Below are 13,691 nucleotides of genomic sequence, written 5' to 3' on the forward strand. Positions count from 1 at the left end.
GCATCAAACAAGTGAAGAGCCCATCCTGACGGATGGGCTTTTTGCGTTTTTGTCGTCTGAACCGACCGGACAGCGGTTACCCTTATCCGGTCTTACTTCATTACTCATGTACCAAATTCAATAACGGATAGGGTTTTCCAAGATCGTCCGTCTCAGAACGGCCTGTCACCTTAAAGCCCATCTTCTTATAAAATCCGACCGCTTGTTCATTCTGCTCATTAACGTTGGTCGTCAGTTTGGGCGCTAACGTCAGCGCGTGTTCAATCAACAGCTTACCCACGCCGCAGCCGCGGACCGTAGGGTCAACGAATAGCGCATCCATATGTTCCCCCGTAAGTAGCATAAAGGCGACCGGCTCGTCTTTCTCCGTCACCGCGACCCACAGCGGCGCTTCGGGTAAAAACGCGCTCACCAGATCTTCCAGTTCCGCTCTATACTCTTTTGATAAAAAATCGTGCGTTGCATCGACCGACCGACGCCAGATCGCAATCAGTTTTTTCCCTTCATCATGCCGTGAACGGCGGATACTAATAACCATATTTGCTCCTTTTCTTTGTTCTTATATTCTAACTCAAATGTCTCCGTGAAATTTTCTCACCCTGCACCTGCAGGCTCGACATTCACCTTATTCCTGGGTATCTTCAGCTGTCTGGATGTCTAAACGTTTATACGTGTGCTATGAGGTAATAAAGTTATGCCAATTCGGGTGCAGGACGAGCTACCGGCCGTCAATTTCTTGCGTAATGAAAACGTCTTTGTGATGACGACAACTCGCGCGACGACTCAGGAAATCCGCCCGCTGAAGGTGCTCATCCTTAATCTGATGCCAAAGAAAATCGAGACTGAGAATCAGTTTTTGCGACTGCTTTCCAACTCTCCTCTGCAGCTTGATATCCAGCTGTTGCGCATCGATGCCCGCGAATCACGTAATACTCCGGCGGAACACCTGAACAACTTCTACTGCAACTTTGAAGATATTTGCGATCAGAACTTTGATGGCCTGATTGTTACCGGTGCACCTTTAGGTTTGGTTGAATTTAATGACGTTGCCTACTGGCCGCAGATAAAACAGGTGCTGGAATGGGCTAAAGATCATGTTACCTCAACGCTGTTTGTCTGTTGGGCGGTACAGGCAGCCCTCAATATCCTCTACGGTATCCCTAAACAGACCCGCTCTGAGAAGATTTCCGGGGTCTACGAACACCATATCCTGCAACCTCATGCCTTGTTAACCCGCGGCTTTGACGATAGCTTTCTGGCCCCGCACTCGCGCTATGCCGATTTCCCGGCGGCGCTGATACGCGACTACACCGACCTCGAGATCCTGGCGGAAACGGAAGAGGGCGACGCCTACCTGTTCGCCAGCAAAGATAAGCGCATCGCCTTCGTGACTGGTCACCCGGAATATGACGCGAACACCCTGGCCAGCGAGTTCTTCCGCGATGTGGAAGCGGGTCTCGATCCGCAGGTTCCACATAATTATTTCCCGCAGAACGATCCGCAGAACAAACCGCGCGCCACCTGGCGAAGCCATGGCAATTTGCTGTTTATCAACTGGCTGAATTATTACGTCTACCAGATCACGCCATACGATCTACGCCATATGAATCCGACTCTGGATTAATCTTCTACACAACGCGATCCTAAAGCGTTTCAGCATTTTGCCTCTGGCACCTTCGGGTGCCTTTTTTATTTCCGAAACGCAGCTCATATTGTAATTAAACTTTATTTATATTGTTATCAATAGGTTAAATGATAATTAAATTAAAAATGGAAATTGTTTTTGATTTTGAAAAATAAATGCGTAGTCTTAATTGTGCTGAACGAAAACTACACAACGATCTTACGTTCGCGCCAACTGGATCAACCAAGAGGAGCAGCACATGACGCAGCAGGCGACAATCACTGACGAACTGGCTTTTAGCCAGCCATATGGCGACCAGGAGAAGCAAATCTTAACGCCTGAGGCCGTAGAATTTCTGACCGAGCTGGTGCGCCGCTTTACGCCTGAGCGCAATAAACTCCTGGCCGCGCGTATCCAGCAGCAGCAGGCAATTGATAACGGCAAGCTTCCCGATTTTATTTCGGAAACAGCTTCCATTCGTAACGGTGATTGGACGATCCGCGGCATTCCGGACGATTTGCAGGATCGGCGGGTAGAAATTACCGGTCCGGTAGAGCGCAAGATGGTCATCAATGCGCTCAATGCGAATGTAAAAGTCTTTATGGCGGATTTCGAAGACTCACTGGCGCCCGAATGGAGCAAAGTCATTGATGGGCAAATTAACCTGCGCGATGCGGTTAACGGCACCATCAGCTACACCAATGAAGCCGGCAAGATTTATCAGCTCAAGCCGAACCCGGCGCTGCTGATCTGCCGCGTGCGCGGTCTGCATCTGCCGGAAAAACACGTGACGTGGCGCAGGGAAGCGATTCCCGGCAGTCTGTTCGACTTCGCCCTCTATTTCTTCCACAACTACAAAGCGTTACTGGAAAAAGGCAGCGGCCCCTATTTCTATCTGCCGAAGACTCAGGCCTGGCAGGAAGCCGCGTGGTGGAGTGAAGTATTTAGCTTTACGGAAGACCGTTTTGAGCTGCCGCGCGGCACCATCAAAGCCACGCTGCTGATCGAAACGCTGCCCGCCGTATTCCAGATGGACGAAATTCTGCACGCCCTGCGCGACCATATTGTGGGTCTGAACTGCGGGCGCTGGGACTACATCTTCAGCTATATCAAAACGCTGAAGAATCATCCGGATCGCGTTCTGCCGGACCGCCAGGTGGTGACGATGGACAAGCCTTTCCTCAGCGCCTACTCGCGATTGTTGATTAAGACCTGCCACAGGCGCGGCGCGTTTGCGATGGGCGGCATGGCGGCCTTTATTCCGAGCAAAGATGCCGAGCGAAACAACCAGGTGCTGAACAAGGTAAAAGCGGACAAATCGCTGGAGGCGAATAACGGCCATGACGGTACCTGGATCGCGCATCCCGGGCTGGCTGACACCGCGATGGCCGTCTTTAACGGCGTACTGGGCGAGAACAAAAATCAGCTGTCCGTTACCCGCGAAGACGATGCGCCGATTACCGCTGAACAGCTGCTGGCCCCCTGCGAGGGCGAACGAACCGAAGAGGGCATGCGCGCCAACATTCGCGTGGCGGTGCAGTACATCGAGGCGTGGATTTCCGGCAACGGCTGCGTACCGATTTATGGCCTGATGGAAGATGCGGCGACGGCGGAAATTTCCCGTACCTCTATCTGGCAATGGATCCACCATGAGAAAACCCTCAGTAACGGCACACCGGTTACCAAAGCGCTGTTCCGCCAGTGGCTGGCTGAAGAGATGCGGGTGATTCAGGACGAACTGGGCGAGCACCGCTACAGCAGCGGGCGTTTTGATGAAGCCGCTCGCCTGATGGAACAGATCACCACCTCCGACGAGCTGATCGATTTCTTAACCCTGCCGGGCTACCGCCTTCTGGCCTAATTCACCACACAACAATATGGAGCATCTGCACATGAAAACCCGTACCCAACAAATCGAAGAATTAAACAAAGAGTGGACGAATCCGCGCTGGGAAGGCATTACTCGCCCATACAGCGCCGAAGATGTGGTGAAGCTGCGCGGCTCGGTCAACCCGGAATGTACTCTGGCGCAGCTGGGCGCGGCAAAGATGTGGCGACTGCTGCACGGGGAAGCGAAAAAAGGCTACGTCAACAGCCTGGGCGCGCTGACCGGCGGCCAGGCGCTGCAGCAGGCGAAAGCGGGCATTGAAGCGATTTATCTTTCCGGCTGGCAGGTCGCAGCGGACGCCAACCTGGCCTCCAGCATGTATCCGGATCAATCGCTCTATCCGGCGAACTCGGTACCGGCCGTGGTCGATCGGATCAACAACAGCTTCCGCCGCGCGGATCAGATCCAGTGGTCTGCGGGTATTGAGCCGAACGATCCGCGTTATACCGATTATTTCCTGCCGATCGTCGCCGACGCGGAAGCGGGGTTTGGCGGCGTGCTTAATGCGTTTGAGCTGATGAAATCGATGATTGAGGCCGGTGCAGCGGCCGTACACTTCGAAGACCAGCTGGCATCGGTGAAAAAATGCGGCCATATGGGCGGCAAAGTGCTGGTCCCCACGCAAGAGGCGATTCAGAAACTGGTCGCCGCGCGTCTGGCGGCGGACGTCATGGGCGTGCCGACGCTGGTGATCGCTCGCACTGACGCCGATGCGGCGGATTTAATTACCTCAGACTGCGATCCTTACGATCGCCAGTTCATTACCGGCGACCGTACCAGCGAAGGTTTCTTCCGTACCCATGCCGGTATCGAACAGGCCATCAGCCGCGGGCTGGCCTACGCGCCCTATGCCGACCTGGTGTGGTGTGAAACCTCTACCCCGGACCTTGAGCTGGCGAAGCGCTTTGCCGACGCGATCCACGCGAAATATCCGGGCAAACTGCTGGCCTACAACTGCTCGCCGTCGTTTAACTGGCAGAAAAAGCTGGATGATAAAACCATTGCCAGCTTCCAGCAGCAGCTGTCGGATATGGGCTACAAGTATCAGTTCATCACCCTGGCCGGTATTCACAGCATGTGGTTCAACATGTTCGACCTGGCCCACGCCTACGCCCAGGGCGAGGGGATGAAGCACTACGTTGAGAAGGTCCAGCAGCCGGAGTTCGCGGCGGCTAAAGATGGCTACACCTTTGTCTCTCATCAGCAGGAGGTCGGCACCGGCTACTTCGATAAGGTCACCACCATTATCCAGGGCGGAGCCTCATCAGTCACGGCGTTAACCGGCTCTACAGAAGAAGATCAGTTCTGATAATTTCCCCCTCTCCCTCTCTCCGGGGGAGAGGGATGGGTGAGGGGGAAGAGATGACGCGTGGCCTGGAATTATTGATTGCTCAAACTATTTTGCAGGGTTTTGACGCCCAGTACGGTCGTTTTCTTGAAGTGACTTCCGGCGCCCAGCAGCGCTTTGAACAGGCTGACTGGCATGCCGTCCAGCAGGCGATGAAGCAGCGTATTCATCTCTACGATCACCATGTCGGCCTGGTCGTCGAGCAGCTGCGCTGCATTACCGATGGTAAAAATACCGATACCGATTTTTTGCTGCAGGTAAAAGAACACTATACCCACCTGCTGCCGGATTACCCTCGTTTCGAAATTGCGGAGAGCTTTTTCAATTCCGTTTATTGCCGGTTGTTTGACCACCGCTCGCTGACTCCCGAGCGGCTTTTTATTTTCAGCTCTCAGCCAGAGCGGCGCTTACGCGCCATCCCGCGCCCGCTGGCCAAAGATTTCTTCCCCGAGCGCGGCTGGGACACGCTATTACGCAAAGTGTTATCCGATCTTCCTCTCCGTCTGCCGTGGCAAAACAGCGCGCGCGATATCGGTTATATCACCGCTTGCCTGCAGGAGGCGCTCGGCAGCGAGCTGCTTTCCCGGTCGCACCTGCAGGTGGCGAATGAACTGTTTTACCGCAATAAGGCGGCCTGGCTGGTAGGCAAACTGGTTACGCCGATGGCGACGCTGCCTTTTCTTCTGCCAATCCATCGCACCGATGAAGGCGAATTGTTTGTCGACGCCTGTCTGACGACGCATGCCGAAGCCAGCATCGTTTTTGGCTTCGCCCGCTCCTATTTTATGGTTTACGCGCCGCTACCCGGCGCGCTGGTCGAGTGGCTGCGCGAGATTCTCCCGGGGAAAACCACCGCTGAACTGTACATGGCGATTGGCTGCCAGAAGCATGCGAAAACCGAGAGCTATCGGGAATACCTGCACTATATTTCCCGCAGCGATGAGCAATTTATTGAAGCGCCGGGGATTCGCGGCATGGTGATGCTGGTGTTTACTTTGCCGGGATTTGACCGGGTATTTAAAGTCATTAAGGACCGCTTTGCGCCGCAGAAAGAGATGACCGCCGCCCACGTGCGCGCCTGCTATCAGCTGGTCAAAGAGCACGACCGCGTGGGAAGGATGGCCGATACCCAGGAGTTTGAGAACTTCGTCCTGGAGAAACGGCAAATTGCGCCCGAACTAATGGCCCTGTTACAAACCGAAGCCGGAGCGAAAATTACCGATCTCGGCGATCGGATTGCGATCAGCCATCTTTATATCGAGCGGCGGATGGTGCCGCTGAATATCTGGCTGGAGCAGGTGGACGGTCCGGCGCTGCGCGATGCGGTAGAGGAGTACGGCAACGCCATTCGTCAGCTGGCCGCCGCCAACATTTTCCCCGGCGATATGCTATTTAAAAACTTTGGCGTCACGCGTCACGGCCGGGTGGTGTTCTACGATTACGATGAAATTTGCTATATGACGGAGGTGAATTTCCGCGAGATCCCGCCGGCGCGCTACCCGGAGGATGAGCTTGCCAGCGAGCCCTGGTATAGCGTCTCGCCTGGCGATGTTTTTCCGGAAGAGTTTCGCCACTGGCTGTGCGCTGACCCGCGCATCGGACCGCTATTTGAAGAGATGCACGCCGACCTGCTGCGCGCCGACTACTGGCGGGAGCTGCAAACGCGTATCCGCAACGGCCACGTGGAAGACGTCTATGCCTATCGCCGCCGTCAGCGTTTTAGCGTGCGCTACGGCGACCTGAAGCAGGCGGGATAGCCGATGGCCTGCTTCAGGCTGCTTCGATAACGGCAAATTCTTCGTACACCAGCTCCATATCCGGCGCCCAGGTGCCTTCGCGTTCAAAGAATGCCTGATGCGCCGATTGCCAGTAAGCGAGGCTTAAATCACCTTCGCCCTCCAGCGCGGCGAGCTCAGGGCTCATTTCGTTAAAGCGAATGAGCCTGAGGGTCAGGGTGCGTATCACGCAGACGGCTTTCCCTTTGCCGTCCAGCACAATGTGATACGCCCCCGGCGTCACGGGCGGCTGCTCCTGCTGATAGCTGGCAAGCGAGCCGCAGGTGCCGCGTTTCTTCCCGGCGATAACCAGGGCAGCCAGCTCGTCGGCCAGCGCCGGTGAATCGCCGAAAGACCAGCAGAAAGCAGAAGGGTATTTATCCTGCCAGTAGGATTTCAGATCGCTCATTTAGCGCACTCCGCCGTAGGCCAGCGTCACTTCTTTCGCCGCCTTAATCACCATCGCGCCGAACTCGGTCACGCGGTCATCGGTAATGCGGGAAATGGGCCCGGAAATGGAGATGGCGGCGAACGGCTCACGATGTTCATCATAAATACACGACGCTACGCAGCGCAGGCCCAGCGCGTGTTCTTCGTCATCAAACGAGTAGCCGCGCTTACGCGTCTGGGCCAGGTCCTCTTTCAGATGTACCGGCGATACCAGGGTGGCATGGGTATAAGCGTGCAGACCTTGACGGTGCAGCAGGCCGGTAACCTGCTCTTCGCTTAGCTGCGACAGAAACGCCTTTCCGGCGCCGGAAGCGTGCATCGGCAGCTTACCGCCAATCGGTGCCGACATACGCATCAGCTGCGTACACTGCACCTGATCGATAATAATCGCCTGATGATCGCTCTGGTCAAGCACCGCGAGGTTAACCGTTTCACCGGAATCTTCCATCAGCTGACGCAAAATCGGATGGACGATCGCCAACAGATTACGGCTTTGCAGGAAGCTGCTGCCGACGACGAAAGCATGGGCGCCCACCGACCAGTGGCCCAGTTCACCGACCTGACGAACAAAACCCAGCTGCTGCATGGTCGTCAGCAGGCGGTGAGTCGTGGAGTTAGGCAGGCCGGCCTGCTGGGCCAGTTCGGTCAGCGCCACGCTGCCGTGGGATTCAGCAATCCATTCGAGCAGCTTCAGTCCGCGGGTCAGGGACTGAACTTGCCCGCCGGCCGGAGCGGCGGCGGGGGAGGCAGGTTTTCTGCCGCGTTTTGCGGGAGCGGGGGTCGCCATCGCGGACTCCTTTTTTCTGTATCGTGGAAATGATTTTCGTTTTATTTGGCGATAATGCAATCACTACCCGACTGATCGGATGAGTGAAGCTGAACATGTCTCATCTTGCCCGCTGTTCTCTTTTCCACCCCTTCGGTTTGTGCCAGTATGGTCTGTTGAGTTTTTTCGGTCTGGTTGAGCGTTGTCGGGAGCGAGTGTGAGCAGCAAAGTTGAGCAACTGCATCAGCAGTTAAAAGCACGTATTTTGGTTCTGGATGGGGGCATGGGCACCATGATCCAGAGCTACCGTCTGAGTGAGCAGGACTTTCGCGGCGAGCGCTTTGCCGACTGGCCGTGCGACCTGAAGGGCAACAACGACCTGCTGGTTCTCAGCAAGCCGGATGTGATAACCGCTATCCACGATGCCTATTTTGCGGCCGGGGCGGATATCATTGAAACCAACACTTTTAACTCGACGACCATCGCGATGGCGGATTACCAGATGGAATCCCTGTCGGCGGAAATCAACTTTGTGGCGGCGAAACTGGCCCGCGCCAGCGCCGATGCCTGGACCGCACGCACGCCGGAAAAACCGCGCTACGTCGCAGGGGTCCTCGGCCCGACTAACCGCACGGCGTCCATTTCTCCCGACGTCAACGACCCGGCCTTCCGCAACATCACCTTTGACGGGCTGGTGGAAGCCTACCGTGAATCCACCAAAGCGCTGGTGGAAGGCGGGGCGGATCTGATTTTGATTGAGACGGTGTTCGATACCCTCAACGCCAAAGCGGCGATCTTTGCGGTTAAAGAGGAGTTTGAAGCGCTGGGAGTCGATCTGCCGATTATGATCTCCGGCACTATCACCGACGCCTCCGGGCGCACGCTGTCCGGCCAGACCACCGAAGCCTTTTATAACTCGCTGCGCCACGCCGATGCGCTGACGTTTGGCCTCAACTGCGCCCTGGGGCCGGATGAGCTGCGCCAGTACGTGCAGGAGCTGTCGCGTATCGCCGAATGCTACGTTACCGCCCACCCGAACGCCGGTCTGCCGAACGCCTTTGGCGAATACGACCTGGACGCCGACACGATGGCGGCGCAAATTCGCGAATGGGCTGAAGCCGGATTCCTGAATATTGTCGGCGGCTGCTGCGGCACCACGCCGGAACATATCGCCGCCATGAGCCGCGCGGTGGCCGGCCTGCCGCCGCGCCAGCTGCCGGAAATCCCCGTCGCCTGTCGTCTTTCCGGCCTTGAGCCGCTGAATATCGGCGATGACAGCCTGTTTGTGAACGTCGGCGAACGCACCAACGTTACCGGCTCGGCAAAATTCAAACGCCTGATTAAAGAAGAAAAATATAACGAAGCGCTGGATGTGGCGCGCCAGCAGGTGGAAAGCGGCGCGCAGATTATCGATATCAATATGGATGAGGGGATGCTCGACGCCGAAGCGGCGATGACGCGTTTCCTCAACCTGATCGCCGGTGAGCCGGATATCGCCCGCGTGCCGATTATGATCGACTCCTCCAAATGGGAGGTCATCGAAAAGGGTCTGAAGTGTATTCAGGGTAAAGGCATCGTTAACTCCATTTCCATGAAAGAGGGCGTTGAGCCGTTTATCCAGCATGCGAAAAAGGTGCGCCGCTACGGCGCCGCCGTCGTGGTGATGGCCTTTGATGAAGTGGGCCAGGCCGATACCCGCGAGCGGAAAATTGAAATTTGCTGCCGGGCGTACAAAATTCTCACCGAAGAGGTGGGCTTCCCGCCGGAAGACATCATCTTTGACCCGAATATTTTCGCCGTGGCGACCGGGATTGAAGAGCACAACAACTATGCCCAGGACTTTATCGGCGCCTGCGAAGATATCAAACGCGAACTGCCGCACGCGCTGATCTCCGGCGGCGTCTCTAACGTGTCGTTCTCGTTCCGCGGCAATGACCCGGTGCGCGAGGCGATTCACGCGGTATTCCTCTACTACGCCATCCGCAACGGCATGGACATGGGCATCGTTAACGCCGGCCAGCTGGCGATTTACGACGACCTTCCCGCCGAGCTGCGCGATGCGGTTGAAGATGTGATTCTGAACCGCCGCGATGACGGCACTGAACGCCTGCTCGATCTGGCGGAAAAGTATCGCGGCAGCAAAACCGACGATACCGCCAACGCTCAGCAGGCGGAATGGCGCAGCTGGGACGTCAAAAAACGCCTCGAATACTCGCTGGTTAAAGGCATTACCGAATTTATCGAGCTCGATACCGAAGAAGCCCGCCAGCAGGCCGCGCGTCCGATTGAGGTTATCGAAGGGCCGCTGATGGACGGCATGAACGTGGTCGGCGACCTGTTCGGTGAAGGGAAAATGTTCCTGCCGCAGGTGGTGAAATCCGCCCGCGTCATGAAGCAGGCGGTGGCCTACCTCGAACCTTATATTGAGGCCAGCAAAGAGAAAGGTTCCAGCAACGGCAAGATGGTCATCGCCACCGTGAAGGGTGACGTTCACGACATCGGCAAGAATATTGTCGGCGTGGTGCTGCAGTGTAACAACTACGAAATCGTCGACCTTGGCGTGATGGTGCCTGCGGATAAAATCCTGAAAACCGCCCGCGAGGTTAACGCCGACCTGATTGGCCTCTCCGGGCTGATTACGCCGTCGCTGGATGAGATGGTCAACGTGGCGAAGGAGATGGAGCGTCAGGGCTTTACTATTCCGCTGCTGATTGGCGGCGCAACCACCTCGAAAGCGCACACGGCGGTGAAAATCGAGCAGAACTACAGCGGGCCGACGGTCTACGTGCAGAACGCCTCGCGCACCGTTGGCGTGGTCGCCGCGCTGCTGTCCGATAGCCAGCGCGATGATTTTGTCGCCCGTACCCGCAAAGAGTACGAAACGGTACGTATTCAGCACGGGCGTAAAAAGCCGCGCACCCCACCGGTCACGCTGGAGGCCGCGCGCGATAACGACCTGGCCTTTGACTGGGCAAGCTACACCCCGCCGGTGGCCCATCGTCTGGGCGTGCATGAGGTTGAGGCCAGTATCGAAACCCTGCGTAACTATATCGACTGGACGCCGTTCTTTATGACCTGGTCGCTGGCCGGTAAGTATCCGCGCATTTTGGAAGATGAAGTGGTCGGCGAAGAGGCGCAGCGCCTGTTTAAAGACGCCAACGAACTGCTGGATAAGCTCAGCGCCGGGAAGGCCCTGAATCCGCGCGGCGTGGTGGGGCTGTTCCCGGCTAACCGCGTCGGCGACGATGTTGAAATCTATCGCGATGAAACCCGGACTCACGTGCTGACGGTGGGGCATCATCTGCGCCAGCAGACGGAGAAAATCGGCTTTGCCAACTACTGCCTGGCGGATTTTGTCGCGCCGAAGCTGTCGGGGAAGGCGGACTATATCGGCGCCTTTGCGGTGACCGGCGGCCTTGAGGAAGACGCGCTGGCCGACGCCTACGAAGCGCAGCACGATGACTACAACAAGATTATGGTGAAGGCGATTGCCGACCGCCTGGCGGAAGCCTTTGCCGAGTATCTGCATGAGCGGGTGCGCAAGGTTTACTGGGGCTATGCGGCGAACGAAAACCTCAGCAACGAGGAGCTGATCCGCGAGAACTACCAGGGAATTCGCCCGGCGCCGGGCTATCCGGCCTGCCCGGAGCACACCGAAAAGGCGACGATCTGGGAACTGCTGGAGGTGGAAAAACGCACCGGCATGAAGCTGACGGAATCTTTTGCCATGTGGCCCGGCGCGTCGGTTTCCGGCTGGTACTTCAGCCATCCGGACAGCAAATACTTCGCGGTAGCGCAAATTCAGCGCGACCAGGTGGAAGACTATGCGTTGCGTAAGGGGATGAGCGTGGCGGAAGTGGAGCGCTGGCTGGCGCCGAACCTCGGTTACGATGCCGACTGATCCACCAAACCGTTATCTTTCCTTACAACTAACAGGGCGCTCAATGAGCGCCCTGTCTCTTTATTGTGCGTAAACCCTTATACTGAAGGAAGCTTGCGATCGTTGCCGTCGGATAAGCGAAGCGCTATCCGGCCTGTAACGGTTTATGAGTTTCGGGAACGAATAAATATAAGGAGAAGCTGATTCCGTGTTAACTCTGCTACACCTGTTGTCCGCCGTCGCCCTACTGGTGTGGGGCACCCATATTGTCCGTACCGGCGTGATGCGCGTCTACGGCGCTCGTCTGCGAAGCGTACTCAGCAGCAGCGTGGAGAAAAAACCGCTCGCCTTCTGCGCGGGGATCGGCGTTACCGCGCTGGTGCAGAGCAGCAACGCCACCACCATGCTGGTCACCTCTTTTGTCGCCCAGGATCTGGTGGCGCTGGCCCCTGCGCTGGTGATGGTGCTGGGCGCTGACGTCGGTACCGCGCTGATGGCGAGGGTGCTGACCTTCGATCTGTCCTGGCTTTCGCCGCTGCTGATTTTTATCGGCGTGATTTTCTTCCTTGGGCGCAAGCAAACGCGCGCGGGCCAGCTCGGGCGCGTGGGGATTGGTCTGGGCTTGATTCTGCTAGCGCTGGAGCTGATCGTGCAGGCGGTGCATCCCATCACCCAGGCTAACGGCGTACAGGTGATTTTCGCCTCGTTGACCGGCGATATTATGCTGGATGCGCTGATCGGCGCGGTGTTTGCCATCATCAGCTATTCAAGCCTGGCAGCGGTGCTGCTGACCGCAACGTTAACCGCCACCGGCGTGATTTCGTTTCCGGTGGCGCTGTGCCTGGTGATCGGCGCCAACCTCGGATCCGGGCTGCTGGCCATGCTAAACAACAGCGGCGCCAATGCTGCCGCGCGCCGCGTGGCGCTCGGCAGCCTGCTGTTTAAGCTGGTGGGTAGCCTGATTATCCTGCCGTTTGTGCATCTGTTGGCAAACGTCATGGATGAGCTTCCGCTGCAAAAATCCGAACTGGTTATCTATTTCCACGTCTTCTACAACCTGATCCGCTGTATCGCCATGGTGCCGTTTGCCGGCCCCATGGCTAACCTCTGTAAGCGTCTGATTCGCGATGAGCCCGAGCTGGACGCGCGGCTGAAGCCGAAGCATCTTGATACTTCGGCGCTGGATACGCCCGCCCTGGCGCTGGCCAATGCCGCCCGCGAAACCCTGCGTATTGGCGATGCCATGGAGCAGATGCTGGAAAGCCTGCATAAAGTGATGCACGGCGAGCCGCGTGAGGAGAAAGAGCTGCGGCGGATGGCGGACGATATCAACGTACTTTACACCGCCATTAAGCTCTATCTGGCGCGGATGCCGAAAGAGGAGCTGGCGGATGAGGAGTCCCGCCGCTGGGCGGAAATTATCGAAATGGCGCTTAACCTCGAGCAGGCTTCGGATATCGTCGAAAGAATGGGCAGCGAGATCGCCGATAAATCGCTGGCCGCGCGGCGCGCGTTCTCCATGGAGGGATTAAAAGAGCTGGATGCCCTCTACGAGCAGTTGCTCAGCAATCTGCAGCTGGCGATGTCGGTCTTCTTCTCCGGCGACGTGCCGAGCGCCCGCCGCCTGCGCCGCAGCAAGCATCGTTTTCGTATCATGAACCGTCGTTACTCGCATGCCCACGTTGACCGCCTGCATCAGCAAAACGTGCAGAGTATTGAGACCAGTACGCTGCACCTGGCGCTGCTGGGCGATATGAAGCGTCTGAATTCACTGTTCTGCTCGGTGGCCTATAGCGTGATGGAGCAGCCGGATGAGGACGATGAGCGCGATGAGTATTAAGCGTTGATGTGCCGCCTGACATCCCCGGCTCGCGCTGCGCTTAGCCGGGCTACAGGTATACCGCGGTCTGCGGGATGGTAGCCCGGACAGATGCGCAGCATCGCCTCCGGGTAATTATGC

9 protein-coding genes are annotated in these 13,691 nt (G+C 57.0%); 6 read left to right on the forward strand and 3 right to left on the reverse strand.

The annotated features are described in order from the left end of the window. Nucleotides 1–100 precede the first annotated feature (100 nt). A complete protein-coding gene (locus ABLU88_RS15900) occupies nt 101–538 on the reverse strand; it encodes an acetyltransferase (RefSeq protein ID WP_009651731.1) in 438 nt (145 codons plus the stop codon). A 156-nt stretch (nt 539–694) separates the two neighbouring features. Here ABLU88_RS15900 and metA point away from each other — a divergent pair, with 156 nt between their 5' ends. From metA to aceK, 4 genes are all read left to right on the forward strand, one after another. Further along, nucleotides 695–1,624: a homoserine O-succinyltransferase gene (metA, locus tag ABLU88_RS15905; protein WP_004109666.1), complete on the forward strand. Its 930-nt coding sequence runs from the start codon at nt 695–697 to the stop codon at nt 1,622–1,624. Nucleotides 1,625–1,883: 259 nt separating this feature from the next. Beyond that, nucleotides 1,884–3,485, forward strand: a complete 1,602-nt coding sequence (gene aceB / locus ABLU88_RS15910; protein ID WP_004097698.1) for a malate synthase A — start codon at nt 1,884–1,886, stop codon at nt 3,483–3,485. Between the two features lie 31 nt (nt 3,486–3,516). Then, nucleotides 3,517–4,821 (forward strand): isocitrate lyase, encoded by a 1,305-nt coding sequence (gene aceA / locus ABLU88_RS15915; RefSeq protein WP_004097699.1) that lies wholly within the window; start codon nt 3,517–3,519, stop codon nt 4,819–4,821. A 53-nt stretch (nt 4,822–4,874) separates the two neighbouring features. Next, nucleotides 4,875–6,617, forward strand: a complete 1,743-nt coding sequence (gene aceK, locus ABLU88_RS15920) for a bifunctional isocitrate dehydrogenase kinase/phosphatase (protein ID WP_032719360.1) — start codon at nt 4,875–4,877, stop codon at nt 6,615–6,617. A gap of 13 nt (nt 6,618–6,630) precedes the next feature. Here the strand turns inward: aceK and ABLU88_RS15925 are convergent, their stop codons facing one another. Next, nucleotides 6,631–7,035, reverse strand: coding sequence for an ASCH domain-containing protein (locus ABLU88_RS15925; RefSeq protein WP_086074014.1), 405 nt, complete (start codon nt 7,033–7,035; stop codon nt 6,631–6,633). A gap of 9 nt (nt 7,036–7,044) precedes the next feature. Then, the gene (gene iclR / locus ABLU88_RS15930) at nt 7,045–7,872 is read right to left on the reverse strand and encodes a glyoxylate bypass operon transcriptional repressor IclR (protein WP_004097706.1); all 828 of its coding nucleotides are present in this window, start codon (nt 7,870–7,872) and stop codon (nt 7,045–7,047) included. Nucleotides 7,873–8,068: 196 nt separating this feature from the next. Between iclR and metH the strand changes: the two genes are divergently transcribed. Then, the gene (metH, locus tag ABLU88_RS15935; protein ID WP_348837076.1) at nt 8,069–11,752 is read left to right on the forward strand and encodes a methionine synthase; all 3,684 of its coding nucleotides are present in this window, start codon (nt 8,069–8,071) and stop codon (nt 11,750–11,752) included. A gap of 187 nt (nt 11,753–11,939) precedes the next feature. Continuing rightward, complete coding sequence (locus tag ABLU88_RS15940; RefSeq protein WP_014837116.1) at nt 11,940–13,571, forward strand: Na/Pi cotransporter family protein; 1,632 nt, start codon at nt 11,940–11,942, stop codon at nt 13,569–13,571. The last annotated feature ends 120 nt before the right edge of the window (nt 13,572–13,691 follow it).

The sequence above is a fragment of the Klebsiella sp. GW_Kp182 genome (genome assembly GCF_040062275.1).
Classification (GTDB): domain Bacteria; phylum Pseudomonadota; class Gammaproteobacteria; order Enterobacterales; family Enterobacteriaceae; genus Klebsiella; species Klebsiella michiganensis.

Coding starts and splice junctions, on each gene's coding strand:
- ABLU88_RS15900 (WP_009651731.1), bottom strand. CDS start 538: ATGGTTATTAGTATCCGCCGTTCACGGCATGATGAAGGGAAAAAACTG.
- metA (WP_004109666.1), top strand. CDS start 695: ATGCCAATTCGGGTGCAGGACGAGCTACCGGCCGTCAATTTCTTGCGT.
- aceB (WP_004097698.1), top strand. CDS start 1,884: ATGACGCAGCAGGCGACAATCACTGACGAACTGGCTTTTAGCCAGCCA.
- aceA (WP_004097699.1), top strand. CDS start 3,517: ATGAAAACCCGTACCCAACAAATCGAAGAATTAAACAAAGAGTGGACG.
- aceK (WP_032719360.1), top strand. CDS start 4,875: ATGACGCGTGGCCTGGAATTATTGATTGCTCAAACTATTTTGCAGGGT.
- iclR (WP_004097706.1), bottom strand. CDS start 7,872: ATGGCGACCCCCGCTCCCGCAAAACGCGGCAGAAAACCTGCCTCCCCC.